Source organism: Dyella thiooxydans (assembly GCF_001641285.1).
GTDB classification, from domain to species: Bacteria; Pseudomonadota; Gammaproteobacteria; order Xanthomonadales; family Rhodanobacteraceae; genus Dyella_A; species Dyella_A thiooxydans.
Genome location: NZ_CP014841.1, coordinates 2158166 through 2176471, shown reverse-complemented (window position 1 = coordinate 2176471; position 18306 = coordinate 2158166). Strand labels below are relative to the sequence as shown.

17 protein-coding genes and 2 tRNA genes are annotated in these 18306 nt (G+C 67.5%); 15 read left to right on the top strand and 4 right to left on the bottom strand.

The window, feature by feature from the left end; genetic code table 11:
* Positions 1–29 precede the first annotated feature (29 nt).
* Positions 30–602 (bottom strand): GspH/FimT family pseudopilin, encoded by a 573-nt coding sequence (locus ATSB10_RS10000; RefSeq protein ID WP_083966166.1) that lies wholly within the window; start codon positions 600–602, stop codon positions 30–32.
* A 156-nt stretch (positions 603–758) separates the two neighbouring features.
* On the opposite strand from ATSB10_RS10000, the gene uvrB reads away from it, so the two are divergent.
* From uvrB to ATSB10_RS09985, 3 genes are all read left to right on the top strand, one after another.
* Positions 759–2789 (top strand): excinuclease ABC subunit UvrB, encoded by a 2031-nt coding sequence (uvrB, locus tag ATSB10_RS09995; RefSeq protein ID WP_063672473.1) that lies wholly within the window; start codon positions 759–761, stop codon positions 2787–2789.
* A 70-nt stretch (positions 2790–2859) separates the two neighbouring features.
* Positions 2860–2934: transfer RNA gene (locus ATSB10_RS09990), tRNA-Val, on the top strand.
* A 121-nt stretch (positions 2935–3055) separates the two neighbouring features.
* Positions 3056–3505: a CopD family protein gene (locus ATSB10_RS09985; RefSeq protein WP_063672471.1), complete on the top strand. Its 450-nt coding sequence runs from the start codon at positions 3056–3058 to the stop codon at positions 3503–3505.
* Between the two features lie 91 nt (positions 3506–3596).
* On the opposite strand, the gene ATSB10_RS09980 is transcribed toward ATSB10_RS09985, so the two are convergent.
* Positions 3597–4604: an NAD-dependent epimerase gene (locus ATSB10_RS09980; protein WP_063672469.1), complete on the bottom strand. Its 1008-nt coding sequence runs from the start codon at positions 4602–4604 to the stop codon at positions 3597–3599.
* A 259-nt stretch (positions 4605–4863) separates the two neighbouring features.
* Here ATSB10_RS09980 and thrS point away from each other — a divergent pair, with 259 nt between their 5' ends.
* The 9 genes from thrS to ATSB10_RS09935 all read left to right on the top strand — a co-directional run bounded on the left by thrS (position 4864) and on the right by ATSB10_RS09935 (position 12444).
* Positions 4864–6765 carry a threonine--tRNA ligase gene (gene thrS / locus ATSB10_RS09975; protein ID WP_063672467.1) on the top strand — a complete coding sequence of 634 codons (1902 nt, stop codon included), beginning with the start codon at positions 4864–4866 and terminating at the stop codon, positions 6763–6765.
* Between the two features lie 45 nt (positions 6766–6810).
* Positions 6811–7335, top strand: a complete 525-nt coding sequence (infC, locus tag ATSB10_RS09970) for a translation initiation factor IF-3 (RefSeq protein ID WP_335645886.1) — start codon at positions 6811–6813, stop codon at positions 7333–7335.
* A gap of 259 nt (positions 7336–7594) precedes the next feature.
* Positions 7595–7792 (top strand): 50S ribosomal protein L35, encoded by a 198-nt coding sequence (rpmI, locus tag ATSB10_RS09965; RefSeq protein ID WP_038615747.1) that lies wholly within the window; start codon positions 7595–7597, stop codon positions 7790–7792.
* Between the two features lie 15 nt (positions 7793–7807).
* The gene (rplT, locus tag ATSB10_RS09960) at positions 7808–8167 is read left to right on the top strand and encodes a 50S ribosomal protein L20 (RefSeq protein WP_017463630.1); all 360 of its coding nucleotides are present in this window, start codon (positions 7808–7810) and stop codon (positions 8165–8167) included.
* Positions 8168–8270: 103 nt separating this feature from the next.
* The gene (gene pheS, locus ATSB10_RS09955) at positions 8271–9266 is read left to right on the top strand and encodes a phenylalanine--tRNA ligase subunit alpha (RefSeq protein ID WP_063672463.1); all 996 of its coding nucleotides are present in this window, start codon (positions 8271–8273) and stop codon (positions 9264–9266) included.
* Between the two features lie 21 nt (positions 9267–9287).
* Entirely contained in the window at positions 9288–11678 is a 2391-nt protein-coding gene (pheT, locus tag ATSB10_RS09950; RefSeq protein WP_063672461.1) for a phenylalanine--tRNA ligase subunit beta, read from the top strand.
* A gap of 1 nt (position 11679) precedes the next feature.
* Positions 11680–11979, top strand: a complete 300-nt coding sequence (ihfA, locus tag ATSB10_RS09945) for an integration host factor subunit alpha (RefSeq protein WP_017463627.1) — start codon at positions 11680–11682, stop codon at positions 11977–11979.
* Positions 11960–12316 carry a MerR family transcriptional regulator gene (locus ATSB10_RS09940; RefSeq protein WP_017463626.1) on the top strand — a complete coding sequence of 119 codons (357 nt, stop codon included), beginning with the start codon at positions 11960–11962 and terminating at the stop codon, positions 12314–12316. The genes ihfA and ATSB10_RS09940 overlap by 20 nt, the downstream gene beginning before the upstream one ends.
* Positions 12317–12367: 51 nt before the next feature.
* A tRNA-Pro gene (locus ATSB10_RS09935) sits at positions 12368–12444 on the top strand.
* 61 nt (positions 12445–12505) lie between these two features.
* On the opposite strand, the gene ATSB10_RS09930 is transcribed toward ATSB10_RS09935, so the two are convergent.
* Positions 12506–14107: a methyl-accepting chemotaxis protein gene (locus ATSB10_RS09930; RefSeq protein ID WP_063672459.1), complete on the bottom strand. Its 1602-nt coding sequence runs from the start codon at positions 14105–14107 to the stop codon at positions 12506–12508.
* Positions 14108–14305: 198 nt separating this feature from the next.
* A complete protein-coding gene (serA, locus tag ATSB10_RS09925; protein ID WP_063672458.1) occupies positions 14306–15538 on the bottom strand; it encodes a phosphoglycerate dehydrogenase in 1233 nt (410 codons plus the stop codon).
* A 122-nt stretch (positions 15539–15660) separates the two neighbouring features.
* Here serA and ATSB10_RS09920 point away from each other — a divergent pair, with 122 nt between their 5' ends.
* Genes ATSB10_RS09920 through pip form a run of 3 tightly spaced genes read left to right on the top strand, consistent with a single transcriptional unit; the run spans position 15661 to position 18290 of the window.
* Positions 15661–17058 carry an FAD-binding oxidoreductase gene (locus tag ATSB10_RS09920; protein ID WP_063672457.1) on the top strand — a complete coding sequence of 466 codons (1398 nt, stop codon included), beginning with the start codon at positions 15661–15663 and terminating at the stop codon, positions 17056–17058.
* Positions 17059–17099: 41 nt separating this feature from the next.
* Positions 17100–17267 carry a hypothetical protein gene (locus tag ATSB10_RS19345; protein ID WP_157469175.1) on the top strand — a complete coding sequence of 56 codons (168 nt, stop codon included), beginning with the start codon at positions 17100–17102 and terminating at the stop codon, positions 17265–17267.
* Positions 17268–17327: 60 nt separating this feature from the next.
* Entirely contained in the window at positions 17328–18290 is a 963-nt protein-coding gene (gene pip / locus ATSB10_RS09915) for a prolyl aminopeptidase (RefSeq protein WP_063672456.1), read from the top strand.
* Positions 18291–18306 lie beyond the last annotated feature (16 nt).

Genomic DNA, 18306 nt, shown 5'->3' with positions numbered 1-18306 from the left:
TCGCCGGAAGCGGGGCGGGTCGTGTGCCTTCAGGTGCGGCCGATGCACGCCATGGTCTGGGCTTCGGAAGCCCGTTCACCGCGAACCCGCCCTGCGTTGGAAACCACCACGTTCAAGGCTTTCGCATCGCGTCCCGGCAGGCACAGGGTGATGGTCAGGTTCGTCCCCGCGGCGCTTCCGTCCGGATGGAAGCGCACCCGGTATCGCCCGACGCTGCTCCTCACATGCATACCGGCCGGCGCGTGAGGCCCCGTGACGATCGCCGACTGGTCCGGGTGGTTGTCGCCGTTTCGGTCCATTCCGATCAGCCAGCCGTTTTCCCAGCGGGAAGTGCGTACGCAGTCCGAGCCGTCCCTGCTCGGGCAGAACACTGCCGGCAACCCCTTGGAGACGGCGATATAGCGGGCATGTTGCAGCCCGGCCATCAGGTCCATCTGCGCGCTCTGCAGCCGGCTCCTGGCCAGCACGTTGCCCATCGAGGGTAGTGCGATGGTGACCAGTACGGCGACGATGGCCAGGACCATCAACTGTTCGATCAGGGTCCAGCCCTGCGACGTTCGTGTACGGCGAAGCTGTCCTGCGTGCGTGGGCTGCCGGTCCATGGCGGGCTCCATCGGGCGGGTGACCTGACAGAGGGTAGGCAACGCGCGGCACTGCGCATGCCGTCGCGTCGATGGCGACGCCGTGGGTGACTGCTGACGCAGGCTGTCAGCAGGGGCGATTTAAAATGCGCGTCGCCGCCCGCATGCTGTCAGGTCATGACCGAACGATTCGAGCTTGTTTCCCCCTACCAGCCCTCCGGCGACCAGCCGCAGGCGATCGAGCGCCTCAGCGAGGGCTTCGAGGCCGGGCTGGCGGCGCAGACGCTGCTCGGCGTGACCGGTTCGGGCAAGACCTACACCATTGCCAACGTGATCCAGCGGGTGCAGCGGCCGACCATCGTGATGGCGCCGAACAAGACGCTGGCGGCGCAGCTGTACGGCGAGTTCAAGGAGTTCTTCCCGCACAACGCGGTGGAGTACTTCGTCAGCTACTACGACTACTACCAGCCCGAGGCCTACGTGGTGGCGTCGGACACCTTCATCGAGAAGGACGCCTCGATCAACGAGCACATCGAGCAGATGCGGCTGGCGGCGACCAAGGCGCTGCTGTCGCGGCGCGATTCGATCATCGTGGCCACGGTGTCGGCGATCTACGGCCTGGGCAATCCGGAAGATTACCTCTCGTTGCGGCTGATCCTCGCCCGCGGCGAGCGCATCGAGCAGCGCCAGCTGATCCGCCAGCTCACCGAGCTGCAGTACAGCCGCAACGAGATGGAGCTGCGCCGCGGCACCTACCGCGTGCGCGGCGAGATCATCGACGTGTTCCCGGCCGAGTCGGAGACCGAGGCGCTGCGCATCGAACTGTTCGACGGCGAGGTGGAGAACCTGGCGCTGTTCGACCCGCTGACTGGCGAGGTGCTGCGCAAGGTGCCGCGCTACACGGTTTACCCCCGCACCCATTACGCCTCGACCCGCGAGAGCGTGCTCAACGCGATCGAGACGATCAAGGTGGAGCTGAAGGAGCGGCTGGATCAGCTCTACGCCGCCAACAAGCTGCTCGAGGCGCAGCGGCTGGACCAGCGCACCCGCTTCGACATCGAGATGATGGCCGAGGTCGGCTACTGCCAGGGTATCGAGAACTACTCGCGCCACCTGACCCGCCGCCTGCCCGGCGAGCCGCCGCCGACCCTGTTCGACTACCTGCCGCCCGATGGCCTGCTGGTGGTCGACGAGTCGCACGTCACCGTTCCCCAGCTCGGCGCCATGTACAAGGGCGACCGCTCGCGCAAGGAAACCCTGGTGGAGTTCGGCTTCCGCTTGCCGTCGGCGATGGACAACCGTCCGCTGCGCTTCGAGGAGTGGGAGCAGCGCGTGCCGCGGGCGATCTACGTGTCGGCGACGCCGCGCGACTACGAGCTGCAGAAGTCCGGCGACGCGGTGGTCGAGCTGGTGGTCCGCCCGACCGGCCTGGTCGATCCGGAAGTGGAGGTGCGGCCGGTGCGCACCCAGGTTGACGATTTGCTCGGCGAGGTACGCAAGCAGATCGCGCTGGGCGACCGCACCCTGGTCACCACGCTGACCAAGCGCATGGCCGAGAACCTCACCGAATACCTCGCCGAGCACGACATCAAGGTGCGCTACCTGCATTCGGACATCGAGACGGTGGAGCGCAGCGAGATCATCCGCGACCTGCGCCTGGGCGAGTTCGACGTGCTGGTGGGCATCAACCTGCTGCGCGAGGGCCTGGACATGCCGGAGGTCTCGCTGGTGGCGGTGCTGGACGCCGACAAGGAGGGGTTCCTGCGCTCCACCGGTTCACTGATCCAGACCATCGGCCGCGCCGCCCGCAACGTGCGCGGCCGGGCGATCCTCTACGCCGACGAGGTGACCCGTTCGATGCAGGCGGCGATGGACGAGACCGCGCGCCGCCGCGAAAAGCAGATCGCCTGGAACGCGGCCAACGGCATCACGCCGCAGACCGTGGTGCGGCGTATCGCCGACATCATGGAGGGCGCCCGCAGCGAGGCGCCGGCCCGCGGACGGGGCAAGCGCGGTGCCGGGCGCGACCGAGACAAGGCGGTGGCCGAGCCGGCGGCGGGCTACGAATCGCTCAGTCCGCAGCAGCTGTCGGCGGCGATCAAGAAGCTGGAAGGGCAGATGTACAAGCACGCCCAGAACCTCGAGTTCGAGGAGGCGGCGCGGATCCGCGACCAGATCGGCAAGCTGCGGGAGCAAGCGCTGCGCTAGCCGGTCTGGCCGGTCCGGGCGTGGCCCTGTTGCGCCGGTTTCAGGGCTTTGGCTATACTTCGCGGCTCTTGGGCGGTTAGCTCAGCGGTAGAGCACTACCTTGACATGGTAGGGGTCACAAGTTCGATCCTTGTACCGCCCACCAAGATGCCGACGGTTCCGGTTCCTGCCGGGGCGGTTGCAGCAAGATCCAGCAAGACGGCGCCGCCCGCGAGGACGGCGCCGTTTTTGTTTGCCCGTTGCCGAGGTGTCCCGGAGCCGATGCGATGACCTACCTGTGGATCAAGTCCCTGCACCTGCTGTTCGTGATCGCCTGGATGGCGACGGTGTTCTACCTGCCGCGGATCCTGGTGAACGTGGCGGAGGCGGGGGACGATGCGGCGGTGCGGGCTCGGCTGCACCTGATGGGGCGGCGGCTGTACAAGTTCGGGCACAACATGTTCGGCATCGCCTTCGTGTTCGGCCTCGCGCTCTGGCAGGGCTGGCGGGTGTTTCCGCGGCAGTTGCCGAATGTCGTGGCGGGCATGCACTGGATCGACGCCAAGCTCACACTGGTCGCCGTGCTGCTGGCCTACTTCATCTGTGCGGGCCGGTTGCTCAAGCGCAGCGAGAAGGGCGGCCCGCTGCCGTCGTCGCGGGCGCTGCGCTGGTTCAACGAGCCGCCGGTGCTGCTGCTGCTGGCGGTGATCTACCTGGTGCTGGCCAAACCGTTCTAACCGACTCTGTAGGAGCGCACCCTGTGCGCGAATGCCCTTGCCGGTTTACCGGTCAGAAGCATTCGCGCACAGGATGCGCTCCTACCGGTGGTCAGTGGGCGGAATATTCGCGGTACCACGCGACGAACCTGGCCACGCCATCTTCGATGGACGTGCTCGGCGCATAGCCCACGTCTCGCCGCAGCGCCGAGACGTCCGCCCAGGTGTCCGGCACGTCGCCCGGCTGCATCGGCAGCAGGCGCTTCTCCACTGTGCGTCCCAGCGCCTGTTCCATCAGCTCGATGAAGCGCAGCAGCTGAACCGGCTGGTCGTTGCCGATGTTGTAGACCCGGTAGGGCGCAGCCGAGGTCCCCGGGTTCGGCTGCATCGGGTCGTCGGACGGATCCGGCTGCGCCGGATGGTCGAGGGTGCGGATCACGCCTTCGACGATGTCGTCGATGTAGGTGAAATCGCGGCTGTGGTTGCCGAAATTGAACACGTCGATCGGTTCGCCGCGGCTGATCCGGTCGGCGAACAGCATCGGCGACATGTCCGGCCGGCCCCACGGGCCGTATACGGTGAAAAAGCGCAGGCCGGTGGTCGGCAGGCCGTAGAGGTGGCTGTAGGTATGCGCCATCAGCTCGTTGGCCTTCTTGGTCGCCGCGTACAGGCTGACCGGATGGTCGACGGCGTCCTCCACCGCGAACGGCAGCTTGCGGTTCGCCCCGTAGACCGAGCTGGACGAGGCGTAGACCAGGTGCTGCACGCCGCCATGCCGGCAGGCTTCGAGGATGTTGCCAAAGCCGACCAGGTTGCTCTGGATGTATGCCTGCGGGTTCTGCAGCGAGTAGCGCACGCCGGCCTGGGCGGCCAGATTCACCACCCGCTCGGGCCGGAAGGTCGCGAACGCCTGGTTCACCGCTCCTGCGTCAGCCAGATCCGCCCGCTGGTGGGTGTAGCCGGGATGGTCGGCGAACAGGGCCAGACGGGCTTCCTTGAGCGCCGGGTCGTAGTAATTGTTGTGGTTGTCCAGCCCCCATACCTCGTCGCCCCGTGCGAGAAGGCGTTGCGCCAGGGCGGCGCCGACGAAGCCGGCCGTTCCGGTGACGAGGATACGCATGCGACAGGATTTCCTTTCGTTATCCGATCATTGTACCGCCGTGCACTGCGCCTTCCCCGGCGGTGGCGAAGCCGGGCCGGTTCCGGGTTAGACTAGCAACCGTCTTCCACCTTCCTCATAGGCCCAGGGTGGCCCGCGCCAAGCGCCGGCCGAGCGTGCGACATGTCCACTATTAGCTCCCAACGCTGACTTTCCGCGCACTTCGAGTCTTTGATGAAAAGGGCCGCGTGCCCTTTTCTGCTTTCTGCGAGAGCTTCCCATGATCCAGATCACCCTTCCCGACGGCAGCCAGCGGCCGTTCGACCATCCCGTGACCGTGCAGGACGTGGCCGCCTCCATTGGCGCCGGCCTGGCCAAGGCCACCCTGGCCGGCAAGGTGGACGACAAGCTGGTTGACGCCAGCCACCTCATCGACCGTGACGCCAGCCTGCAGATCGTCACCGACAAGAGTCCGGAGGCGCTGGAGATCCTGCGCCACTCCACCGCGCACCTGATGGGCCAGGCCGTGCAGCGGCTGTTCCCGGGCGCGCAGGTGACCATCGGTCCGGTGATCGAGAACGGCTTCTACTACGACTTCGCCTACGAGCGGCCCTTCACTCCGGAGGACCTGCCGAAGATCGAGGCGGAGATGCACAAGATCGTCGACGAGCAGCTGGCGGTGACGCGCAGCGTGAAGTCGCGCGACGAGGCGATCGCGTTCTTCCGCGGCCTTGGCGAGGAGTACAAGGCGCAGATCATCGAATCGATCCCGTCGAACGAGGAGCTGTCGCTGTACTCGCAGGGCGAGTTCACCGACCTGTGCCGCGGCCCCCACGTGCCCAACACCGGCAAGTTGCGCGCGTTCAAGCTGATGAAGGTGGCCGGCGCCTACTGGCGCGGCGATTCGAACAACCAGATGCTCAGCCGCATCTATGGCACCGCCTGGCTCAACGACAAGGACCTGAAAGCCTACCTGCACCAGCTGGAGGAGGCCGAGAAGCGCGACCACCGCAAGATCGGCAAGGCACTGGACCTGTTCCACCAGCAGGAGGAGGGTCCGGGCATGGTGTTCTGGCACCCGAAGGGCTGGGCGATCTGGCAGCAGGTCGAGCAGTACATGCGCAACGTGTACCGCAAGTCCGGCTACCAGGAAGTGCGCTGTCCGCAGGTGCTGGACGTGTCGCTGTGGAAGAAGTCCGGCCACTGGGACAACTACGCCGAGAACATGTTCTTCACCGAGTCGGAGAAGCACACCTACGCGCTGAAGCCGATGAACTGCCCGGGCCACGTGCAGATCTTCAACCACACGCTACACAGTTACCGCGACCTGCCGATCCGCTACGGCGAGTTCGGCGGCTGCCACCGCAACGAGCCCTCCGGCGCGCTGCACGGCATCATGCGCGTGCGCGCGTTCACCCAGGACGACGGCCACATCTTCTGCACGCCCGAGCAGATCGAGCCGGAGGTCACCGCCTTCCACCAGCAGGCGATGCAGGTCTATGCCGACTTCGGTTTCGACAACATCGCGCTGAAGATCGCCCTGCGTCCGGAGAAGCGGATCGGCGCCGAGGAGGTCTGGGACAAGGCCGAGGAGGCGCTTCGTGCCGCCTTGCGTTCGGCCGGCGTCGAATGGGAAGAGCTGCCGGGCGAGGGCGCCTTCTACGGCCCCAAGATCGAGTACCACATGAAGGACTCGATCGGCCGTGCCTGGCAGGTCGGCACCATGCAGGTGGATTTCATGATGCCCGAGCGGCTGGGGGCCGAATACGTCGACGAGCACTCGCAGAAGCGCCATCCGGTGATGCTGCACCGGGCCATCGTCGGCTCGATGGAGCGCTTCATCGGCATCCTGATCGAACACCATGCCGGCCTGCTGCCGGCCTGGCTGGCCCCGGTGCAGGCGGCGGTCTTCTCGATCACCGACGCCCAGGCCGATTACGTCCGCGAGGTCACGCAAACCCTTGTCGACAAAGGTTTCCGGGTGGAGGCCGATTTGCGCAACGAGAAGGTCGGCTATAAAATCCGCGAGCATACGTTGCAGAAGGTGCCGTACCTGCTTGTCGTGGGTGATCGCGAGAAGGAGGCCGGCGCCGTTTCCGTGCGTACCCGTTCGGGCGAGGATCTGGGCAGCATGCCGCTGGCCGCCTTCGTCGAGCACCTGAAGGCCGAAGTGGAGCGCTGAGGCGCTCCTCCCGGTCAACCGAAACTTCTTCTGGAGGATAGTGGTATCGCTACCACCGACACTAAGGGCAACCGCCGCAACCTCGAAATCCGCGTCCCGCGGGTTCGAGTCATCGGTCCGGATTCCGAGCAGATGGGCATCCTCACGCGTGACGAGGCGCTGCGTGCTGCCGAGGAATTCGGCCTCGACCTGGTCGAGATCCAGCCGAACGGCGACCCGCCGGTCTGCCGCATCATGGATTACGGCAAGTTCAAGTTCGAGGCCCAGAAGAAGGCTTCGGCCGCCAAGAAGAAGCAGAAGCAGGTCGAAATCAAGGAAGTGAAGTTCCGCCCGGTCACCGACATCGGCGACTACCAGATCAAGCTGCGCAACATGCTCCGCTTCCTGGAAGAGGGCGACAAGGTCAAGGTGACCATCCGCTTCCGCGGCCGCGAAATGTCCCATCAGGACCTTGGCCAGGCGCTGGCCAAGCGCATCCAGGAAGACGTCGGCGAGAATGGCCAGATCGAGTCCTTCCCGCGTCTGGAAGGTCGCCAGATGGTCATGATGATCGGGCCGAAGAAGAAATAAGTACGTCGGCGCCCCGGGCGCCGGTGGCTTCCCGTAGGAGCGCACCCTGTGCGCGAACGCTTTCCGTCAGGCGACGAAGAGCATTCGCGCACAGGGTGCGCTCCTACTGGTATCGGGGACCACAAGCCCGTATAATCGCCGGTTCGACCCACCAGGACGGGTCGTGCACCGATCCCGGCAGGATGGAAAGCGTGGCCCGCAAGGCCGCCGCCGGCTCAGTCAGAAACCGGGCCCCCGGGCCCACCCAGGAAGCATTCCCATGCCCAAGATCAAGACCAACCGGGCGGCGGCGAAGCGTTTTCGCAAGACCGCATCCGGCAAGTTCAAGGCAGGCCACGCGTTCAAGTCGCACATCCTGACCAAGAAGTCGACCAAGCGTAAGCGCGGTCTCCGTGCCACCAACCACGTCAAGGCGTGCGACACCAAGGGTGTGGCTCGCATGTTGCCGTACCTCTAAGGCAGGAGACCTACCATGGCTCGTGTAAAGCGTGGCGTCACCGCCCGTCGTCGTCACAAGAAAATCATCGGCCGCGCCAAGGGTTACTACAACGCCCGCCGCAAGGTCTTCCGCGTTGCCAACCAGGCCGTCATCAAGGCCGGTCAGTACGCCTATATCGGCCGCAAGCAGCGCAAGCGCCAGTTCCGTGCGCTGTGGATCGTGCGCATCAATGCGGCTGCCCGTCAGTTCGGCCTGTCCTACAGCCGCCTGATCAACGGTCTGGCCAAGGCCGGCATCACGGTCGACCGCAAGGTGCTGGCCGACATCGCCGTGCACGACATCAAGGCCTTTGGCGCGATCGCGGAAAAGGCGAAGGCCAGTCTGGCCGCTTGATCGTCGAGGCGCTCGCGCGCCGGCGATATGATGTAAAGCAAGCGGGGAGGAGGCCAACGCCTCCTCCCCGTTTTTGTTTGGGGCACTCACCGGAACCGCATCGATGGACGATCTGGACCGCCGCGCCGCGCAGGCGCTGGCCGATATCGAACAGGCTGCCTCGCTCGACGCGCTCGACGCCCTGCGCGTCGGCCTGCTTGGCAAGAGCGGCATCGTCACTGCCGCGCTGAAGTCGCTGGGGGCGCTGGCGCCGGACGAACGCAAGGCGCGCGGGGCCGAGGTCAACCGCGTCAAGGAGCAGCTTGCCGACGCATTGGCCATGCGCAAGGCTGCGCTGGAACAGGCTGAACTGGACCGCCGGCTCGCCTCCGAAACCATCGACATCAGCCTGCCCGGCCGCGACGGCGAGCGCGGTGGCATCCACCCGATCACCCGCACGCTGGAACGCATCGCGTCGATCTTCGCGCGGCTGGGCTACCAGCGCGCCGACGGCCCGGAGATCGAGGACGACTGGCACAACTTCGAGGCGCTGAACTTCCCGCCGCACCATCCGGCGCGCGCCATGCACGACACCTTCTACTTCGGCGACGGGCGTCTGCTGCGCACCCACACCTCGCCGGTACAGGTCCGCTCGATGCAAGGGCGGCAGCCGCCGATCCGCATCATCGCGCCGGGCAAGGTCTACCGCAGCGATTCGGACCAGACCCACTCGCCGATGTTCCACCAGATCGAGGGCCTGCTGGTCGACGAGACCTCCAGCTTCGCCGACCTCAAGGGCACGCTGGCCGAGTTCGTGCGCGCGTTCTTCGAGCGCGATTTCGAGATGCGCTTCCGCCCCAGCTACTTCCCCTTCACCGAGCCCTCGGCCGAAGTCGACATCCGCTGGGAGACCGAGGATGGCCAGAGCCGCTGGCTCGAGGTGCTCGGCTGCGGCATGGTGCATCCGAACGTGCTGAAGAACTGCGGCATCGACCCGGAGCGTTACACCGGCTTCGCCTTCGGCCTGGGCGTGGAACGCTTCGCGATGCTGCGCTACGGCGTCTCCGACCTGCGCGCGTTCTTCGAGAACGACCTGCGCTTCCTCAAGCAGTTCGCCTAAACGCGGCAGGAACCGATACGCATGAAATTCTCCGAGAACTGGCTGCGCCACCATGTGCCGATCGAGGCCTCGCGCGATGAACTGTCCGCCACGCTGACCGCGATCGGCCTGGAGGTCGAGGACGTCACGGCGCTGGGCGACTCGCTCGATGGCGTGATCGTGGCGCGCATCGTCAACGCGCAGAAGCATCCCGAGGCGGACCGCCTGCAGGTGTGCGAGGTCGACACCGGCAAGGGCCTCGTGCAGATCGTCTGCGGCGCGCCGAATGCACGCGCCGGCCTGGTGGCGCCGCTGGCCACCGTGGGCGCCACGCTGCCTGGTGGCATCGCCATCAAGGCGGCCCGGCTGCGCGGCGTCGAGTCGTCCGGCATGCTGTGCTCGGCCAGGGAACTGGGCATCGATGCGGATGCCTCGGGCCTGTTCGAGCTGCCGGCCGATGCGCCGGTGGGCGCCCCGCTGGCGGACTATCTCGGCCTGCCGGATGCCAGCATCGAGATCAAGCTCACGCCGAATCGCGCCGACTGCTTCAGCGTGCGTGGCATCGCGTTCGACGTCGCGGCCGCGCTTGGCGGCGAGGTGCGCGCGCTCGATGCCGTGGCCGTTCCCGCGGGCAGCGCCTCTGCGATGGAGGTCGCCCTCGAAGCCGGCCCGCGCGTGCCGCGTTTCACCGGTCGCGTGATCGAAGGCATCGACGCCCATGCGGCGACGCCCGTGTGGATGGCCGAACGCCTGCGGCGCAGCGGGCTGCGTCCGATCAGCTTCCTGGTCGATGTCACGCAATACGTGATGCTGGAACTTGGCCAGCCGATGCATGCCTTCGACAAGGACAAGCTGGAGGGCGGAATCGTCGTGCGCCCGGCACGCGCGGGCGAATCGCTAAAGCTGCTCGACGGCCGCAGCGTGGAGCTCGATGCCGATTTCCTCGTCGTCGCGGACAGCCAGGGCGGCGGCGGCGCGCGTGCCGTGGCGCTGGGGGGCATCATGGGCGGCGCGGATACGCGCGTCACCGACGTCACCCGCAACGTGTTCCTCGAGGCCGCACACTGGATCCCGTCGGCGATCATCGGCCGCAGCCGCCGGCTCGGCATGCACACCGACGCCGGACATCGCTTCGAACGCGGCGTCGACCCCAGCCTGCCACCCATCGCGATCGAGTACGCCACCCGGCTGATCCTCGACGTGGCCGGCGGCGTGGCCGGTCCCCTGCTCGACGTGACCCTGCCGGGACACCTGCCCGAGCCGCAGCCGATCGTGTTGCGGCGTGCCCGGCTGCAGCGCGTGCTCGGCCTGAAGGTGGCCGACGCCGAGGTCACGCGCATCTTCACGGCGCTGGGCATGCGGGTCGAGTCCCTGGCGGAGGGCTGGCAGGTCACCGCACCCAGCCGCCGCTTCGACATCGAGCGCGAGGAGGACCTGATCGAGGAGGTCGCGCGCATCTTCGGTTACGAACATATTCCTACCGCCACGCCGGCCGGTGCCCTGACACTGGCGGCCGAGCCCGAAGCACGCCTCGGTGAACTGGCCGTGCGCGAGCAACTGGCCGCCCGCGGCTACTTCGAGGCGGTGAACCTGTCGTTCGTGCCGGCCGAGCTGCTGGCGCGCTGGGGCTTCGACCGCGATCTGGTGCCGCTGGCCAATCCGCTCTCCGCGGATCTCGCGGTGATGCGGCCGTCGCTGCTGCCGGGGCTGATCGAGGCACTGCGGCACAACCGCGCCCGCCAGCAGGATCGCGTGCGTCTGTTCGAGCTGGCCCGCGTGTTCGCCGCCGGCGATCCGCCGGTCGAGACGCCGAGCCTGGCGATCGCCGCCTGCGGCAGCGCGCGCGCCGAGCAGTGGGGCGAGCCGGGTCGCCCGTTCGATTTCTTCGACCTGAAGGGCGAGCTGGATGCCCTGGTCGCCTGGGGTGGCGAGCCGCAGCGCTGGAGCATTCACGCGGACGGCCTGCCCGGCTGGCTGCATCCGGGGCGCGGTGCGCGGGTCGCCCGCGACGGCGCGACGGTCGGTTACCTCGGCGCCCTGCATCCGCAGCTGGCCAGGGCGCTGGACCTGGGCCCCGACGTCCATGTCCTGGAGCTGGCGCTGGAGCCGCTGCTGGCCCGTCGCCTGCCCCGTGCCACGGCGGTGGCGCGCTTCCCGGCGGTCCGGCGCGACATTGCCGTGGACCTGCCTGAAGCGGTCGCCTGGTCACAGATCGAACAGGTGGTCCGTGCCACCCTCGGCGGGCTGCTGCGCGAGCTCCGGCTGTTCGACCGGTACAGCGGCAAGGGGGTCGAAGCCGGCCGAAAGAGTCTCGCTATGGGCTTGATTTTGCAGGACGCTTCACGCACGCTTACCGACGACGACGCGGACCGCTGCGTACGTGATGCGGTCTCTGCGTTGGAGAAGTCATGCAAGGCAAGGTTGCGGGGTTGAAATGGCGCTGACCAAGGCGGAAATGGCCGAGCGCCTGTTCCTCGAGGTGGGCCTCAACAAGCGTGAGGCGAAGGAGTTCGTGGACGCCTACTTCGAGGTGGTCCGCGAAGCGTTGGAAAAGGGGGAGCAGGTCAAGCTGTCCGGTTTCGGCAACTTCGACCTGCGCATGAAGAACCAGCGTCCGGGACGCAACCCGAAGACGGGCGAAGAGATTCCGATCTCCGCCCGCAGGGTGGTGACGTTCCGTCCGGGTCAGAAACTCAAGGTGCGGGTCGAGGGCTATGCTGGACCAAGGGAATAACACCGAGCTTCCAGCCATCCCGGCCAAGCGCTATTTCACCATCGGTGAGGTCAGCGACCTGTGCGGGGTGAAGCCGCACGTCCTGCGCTACTGGGAGCAGGAGTTTCCTGCCCTCAATCCGGTCAAGCGCCGGGGCAACCGCCGCTACTACCAGCGCCATGACGTGCTGATGATCCGCCAGATCCGCTCCCTGCTTTACGACGAGGGCTTCACCATTACCGGTGCGCGCGCCCGTCTGGAAGGTCCGCAGGCGCGAATGGAGGCCAGCATGTCCCACCAGATCGTGCGCCAGGTGCGCATGGAGCTGGAGGAGATTCTCGGCCTGCTGCGCCGCTAGGCTTCCGGCACCACCGGGCAAGCTGTTAGACTTGCCAGCTTGTTTGATCGTCGGGGCGTAGCGCAGCCTGGTAGCGCATCTGCCTGGGGGGCAGAGGGTCGTCGGTTCGAATCCGGCCGCCCCGACCAATCAACCGCTCAAGGAAAACGGCGCCCAGAGGGCGCCGTTTTCGTTTCCGTGGGTCAATCCTCAGGCGGCCTTTGCCAGTCCGCCATGGTCCTGGACCCTGAAGAACGCCACGCTGTCGACCAGCGAGCGGGCACGCTGCTGGACCGCGTCCGCGGCGGCGGCGGCCTCTTCGACCAGGGCTGCGTTGCTCTGGGTGACCTCGTCCATCTGGCCGATCGCCCGGTTGACCTGCTGGATGCCGGCCGCCTGCTCCTGGCTCTGCGAGGCGATCGCGCCGACCGTGTCGACCACCTGCCCGACGCTGTCCAGCAGCTTGCCTACCATCGACTCGGCCTGCCCGATCATCCGGCTGCCACCGCCGATGATGTCCACGGACTCCTCGATCAGCGCCTTGATCTCATCGGACGCCGAGCGTGAGCTGCGGGCCAGCGCCTGTACTTCGGACGCGACCACGCTGAAGCCCTTGCCCGCCTCGCCGGCACGGGCGGCCTCGACGGAGGCATTGAGGGCCAGGATGTGCGTCTGGCTGGCGATGCGGGTCATCGTCGCGGTGATCTCGGCGATGCGGTCGGCCACGCCCTGCACACGGGCCATGGCGTCGACCGCCTCGGTCATTGCCATGCCGCTCTGGCGCGCGATGTCCGAGGCGGAAGCCGCGATCTGGCTTGCCTCGCGGGCCCGCAGCGCATTCGCATTCACGCTGCCGGTGAATTCCTGCATCGACGCGGTGGTCTCTTCCAGCGCGGCGGCCTGCTCGCTGGTGCGCGCAGAGAGATCCTGGTTGCCGCTGGCGATCTGCCGGGTCGATGCGGAGATTTCGTTCGAGCCCTTGCGGATCGTGCCCACGACGCCCGACAGCTGCTCGACCATGCGATCCAGTGCCGCCAGCAGCTGGCCGGTCTCGTCGCGGGTGGTCGCTTCGATCTGCATGCTCAAGTCGCCTTCGGCGACCGCCTCGGCCAGTTTCACGGCACGACCGATCGGCGCGGTGATGCTGTACGCCAGCAGCCAGATCAGCACGGCGCAGGCGACCAGCGCGCAGAGCACGACCATGGCGAGCAGCCGGCCGGCGCTGCGATAGGCGTCCTCGCTCTGGACGTCGATGCGGCGGCTCGCCGCCGTGGCCGCGGTCTTCATGCCGTTGACCAGCGCGTCGATCGCATCGGTGGGCGGTCGGTCCATGCCTTTGACCAGGCCATCGACCACATGCACGCTTTCCGGCTTGCGGCCGTCGTAATGCTGCAGGGCATCCTCGTAGCGCTTCTGCAGCTCGCCGTGGGTGGCCAAGGCGGCGTCGACGCCGCGGGTGTCCAGGCCGAGCGCGGCCATCTGCTTCTTCAGCGATGCCAGATCGGCGTCCACGCGCTCGCTCTGGGAGGTGAACTCGCCGTGGTATTTGGTGAACGCAGCCGGGTCATTGCCGCGAAGCAGCGTGTCCTTCCAGTTCTGCACCTGCTTCTTGAAATCCACCTGGGCCACGCGGGCTGTGTCTACCGCAGCGGCGAAGGCCGCGGCGGTCCTGGCGGAGTCCTGCTGCAGGGTGTGGGTCCGGACCAGGCCACGCCAGCCACCGATGCCGACCAGGGCGGTGGCGATCAGCATGATCAGGCCAAGCAGGCTCAGTCGTACGGCGATACGGAGGTCGCGAAAGCGGAAACGCATGGGGAGATCGCAGGAAAGCGGGGGAGACGGCCTATCGGCATGCGCCGCCCCGGGCTTGAATCCCGGAGCCAGGAACGACGTGCCTGTGTGAGCCACATCCCGGTTTCCGGCGCTTCCGGCCAGTGACCGTGGCCGCACCATACGCCGATGGATGGTGCCGGATGCCGTGCCTCGCGGGGCGGCGTCCGGCAACCGGCGTCAGTAGAGGACCCGCGTGCGCAAGGTGCCCTGGATCGAGGCCAACTGGTCCTTGAGCGCGCTGGCCTGGGCCTCGTCCGCCGAGACGTCGATCACCACGTAGCCGACGTCCGGATCGGTCTGCAGGAACTGCGCGTCGATGTTGATGTTGCCGGCCGAAAACAGCTCGTTGATGCGCGAGAGCACGCCGGGCACGTTGCGGTGGATGTGCAGCAGGCGGCGGCTGCGCGGATGCTCCGGCAGCGACACCTCGGGGAAGTTCACCGCCGACAGGGTCGAGCCGTTGTCGCTGTAGCGCACCAGTTTGGCCGCCACCTCGATGCCGATGTTGTCCTGCGCCTCCAGCGTGGAGCCGCCGATGTGCGGGGTGAGGATCACGTTGTCCATGCCGACCAGCGGCGAGACGAACGGATCGTCGTTGCCCTTCGGCTCGACCGGGAACACGTCGATCGCCGCACCGGCCAGGTGCCCGGCGCGCAGCGCCTCGGCCAGCGCGTCGATGTCGACCACGGTGCCGCGCGAGGCATTAATCAGCAGCGCCCCCTTGCGCATCATCGCGATCTGCGCGGCGCCGAACATGTTCTGCGTGGCCGGGGTTTCCGGCACGTGCAGGGTGACCACGTCGGACCGCTCCAGCAGGTCGTCCAGGTTCGCAGCAGCGCGGGCGTTGCCGAGCGACAGCTTCGATTCGATGTCGTGGAAGATCACCTGCATGCCCAGCGATTCGGCCAGCACGCCGACCTGGGTGCCGATGTGGCCGTAGCCGATCACGCCGAGCGTCTTGCCGCGTGCCTCGTAGCTGCCCAGCGCCGACTTGGTCCAGCCGCCGCGGTGGCACAGCGCGTTCTTCTGCGGGATGCCACGCAGCAGCATGATCGCCTCGGCCAGCACCAGCTCGGCCACGCTGCGGGTGTTGGAGTAGGGCGCGTTGAACACCGGCACGCCCAGCGTCTTGGCGGTCTGCAGGTCGACCTGGTTGGTGCCGATGCAGAAGCAGCCGATCGCGATCAGCCGCTTGGCCTCGGCCAGCACCTCGGCGGTGAGGTGGCTGCGCGAGCGGATGCCGACGATGTGCGCCTCGGCCACGCGGGCCTTCAGCTCGGCCTCCGGCAGCGATTTCTGGTGGTACTCGATCTGCGTGTAGCCGGCCTGGCGGAAGGTTTCCACGGCGTTCTGGCTGACGCCTTCGAGCAGCAGCACCTTGATGTCTTGCTTCGGGAACGAGGTCTTCATGCCGGGTCCGGACAGGCGGGAAAGTCACCACTATGCCAGAGCCGCGGCGGGAATGCGGCACCGCACCACTGGACCGGCCCGCGGCCCGATGTCACCCTAGCCGTCTGCGCCAGGACGATCCCATGACCGATGCCCGACTCGCCGACCTTGCCACCCGCCTGCCGGGCCTGCGCCTGCTTACCGACGCGGCGGACCTGGAGCACTACGGCCGAGACTGGACCCGTCGCTGGACGCCGGCGCCACTGGCCATCGCCTTGCCGGCGAGCGTGGAGGAAGTGCAGGGCGTGATGCGCTGGGCCAGCGGGCACGGCGTGGCCGTGGTGCCCTCCGGCGGGCGCACCGGGCTGTCCGGCGGCGCGGTGGCGGCGAACGGCGAGCTGGTGCTGAGCCTGGAGCGGATGAACCGCGTGCTGGCCTTCGACCCGGTCGACCGCATGCTCACCGTGCAGGCCGGCATGCCGCTGCAGGCCGTGCAGGAGGCGGCGAAGGCGCACGACCTGGTCTATCCGGTGGACTTCGCCGCGCGCGGCTCGTGCACCATCGGCGGCAACATCGCCACCAACGCCGGCGGCATCCGCGTGATCCGCTACGGCAACACCCGCGAGTGGATCGCCGGACTCACCGTGGTGACCGCCGCCGGCGAGCGACTGGAGCTCAACCGCGGGCTGATCAAGAACTCCAGCGGCTACGACCTGCGCCAGCTGATGATCGCCTCGGAGGGCACGCTCGGTATCGTGGTCGAGGCCACGGTCAGGCTGACCAGTCCGCCGCCGCCCTCGCAGGTGATGCTGCTGGCGCTGCCGGACCTGGGCGCGCTGATGCAGGTATTCGCGCTGTTCCAGTCGCGGCTGTCGCTGCAGGCGTTCGAGTTCTTCACCGACGTGGCGCTGCGCCACGTGCTGGCGCATGGCGCCCAGCGTGCGTTGGAGGGCGACTATCCGTACTACGTGGTGACCGAGTTCGACGCCGCCGGCGAGGCGGCGCAGGAGGCCGCGCTGGCCGCCTTCGAGGCGGGCGTGGAACAGGGCTGGATCCTCGACGGGGTGATTGCCCAGAGCGAGGCCCAGGCCGCTGCGCTGTGGCGGCTGCGCGAGGGCATCACCGAGAGCGTGGCGCCACGCAAGCCGTACAAGAACGACGTGTCGGTGCGGATCAGCGCGGTGCCGGCCTTCCTGCAGGCGATGCAGGAGCTGCTCGGCCGCGAGTACCCGCAGTTCGAGGTGGTCTGGTTCGGCCACATCGGCGACGGCAACCTGCATATCAATGTGCTCCAGCCGGACGACCTGGACGACGCGGCCTTCATCGCCCAGTGCGAGCAGGTCACCAAGCGGCTGGCCGCCACGCTGCACGATTTCGGCGGCAGCATCTCGGCCGAGCACGGCATCGGCCTGGTCAAGCGCCCCTACCTCGAGAGCACCCGCAGCGCGGCCGAGATCGCGCTGATGCGCGGTGTGCGCCGGGCGTTCGATCCGCAGGGCATCCTCAATCCCGGCAAGCTGTTCGCACCTGAGCCGACCTAGGGCCGGCTCAGGGCCTGACCCGATCCGACAAGGAAGCAACCATGAAGACACCCGTCGACCCCGAGTCCATCGAGGGCGTCCACCCGCCGCACGGCGGTATCCACCCGTTGCCCGGCACCCAGGTGCTGGAAGCGGAGAACCTGGCCGAAACCGATGAGGTACGGCATGACGAGGCGCTGCGGGAGTCGGCGCTGCGCGTGCCGCGATGAGCCCGATGGCGGCTGCGTGCTAGCCTAATCGGCCCCCACCCGCCGGAAGGAGAGCACCGCATGTCGCAGGAGCGTCGTTCGCTGTACCCCGAGATCGAGCCGTTCGACAGCGGCTTCCTCCAGGTGTCGGATCTGCACACGCTGTACTACGAGCAGAGCGGCAATCCGAACGGCAAACCGGTGGTGTTCCTGCACGGCGGCCCCGGTGGTGGCGTGAATCCGAAGTGCCGCCGCTTCTTCGATCCGGCCCGCTACCGCATCGTGCTGTTCGACCAGCGCGGCTGCGGCAGGTCCACGCCGCACGCCGAGCTGACCGACAACACCACCTGGCACCTGGTGGCGGACATCGAGCGGCTGCGCGAAAAGCTGGGCATCGACCGCTGGCAGGTGTTCGGCGGCTCGTGGGGCTCGACGCTGGCACTGGCCTACGCCGAATCGCATCCGGACCGGGTCAGCGAACTGGTGCTGCGCGGCATCTTCATGCTGCGCCGCTGGGAGCTGGAGTGGTTCTACCAGAAGGGCGCCGACGCGCTGTATCCGGATGCCTGGGAGACCTACCTCTCGGCGATTCCCGAGGCCGAGCGCGGCGACCTGATGAGCGCCTACCACCGCCGCCTGACCGGTGGTGACGCAGCGGCCCGCGTGGCCGCTGCGCGCGCCTGGTCCGTGTGGGAGGGCGCCACCAGTTTCCTGTGGCAGGACCAGGGCCACATCGAGGCCAGCGGCGAGGACGAATTCGCGCTGGCCTTCGCCCGCATCGAGTGCCACTACTTCGTCAATGGCGGCTTCTTCGAACATGACGACCAGCTGCTGCGCCATGTCGAGCGCATCCGCAGGATCCCGGCGGTGATCGTGCAGGGTCGCTACGACGTGGTCTGTCCGTTGCGCAGTGCGTGGGACCTGCATCGCGCCTGGCCGGAGGCGGACCTGCGCATCGTGCAGGACGCCGGCCACTCGGCGTTCGAACCCGGCATCCTGCACGAGCTGGTGGAAGCCACCGACCGCTTCGCCGCCCAGGGGTAACCCAGCAGGCTGACGC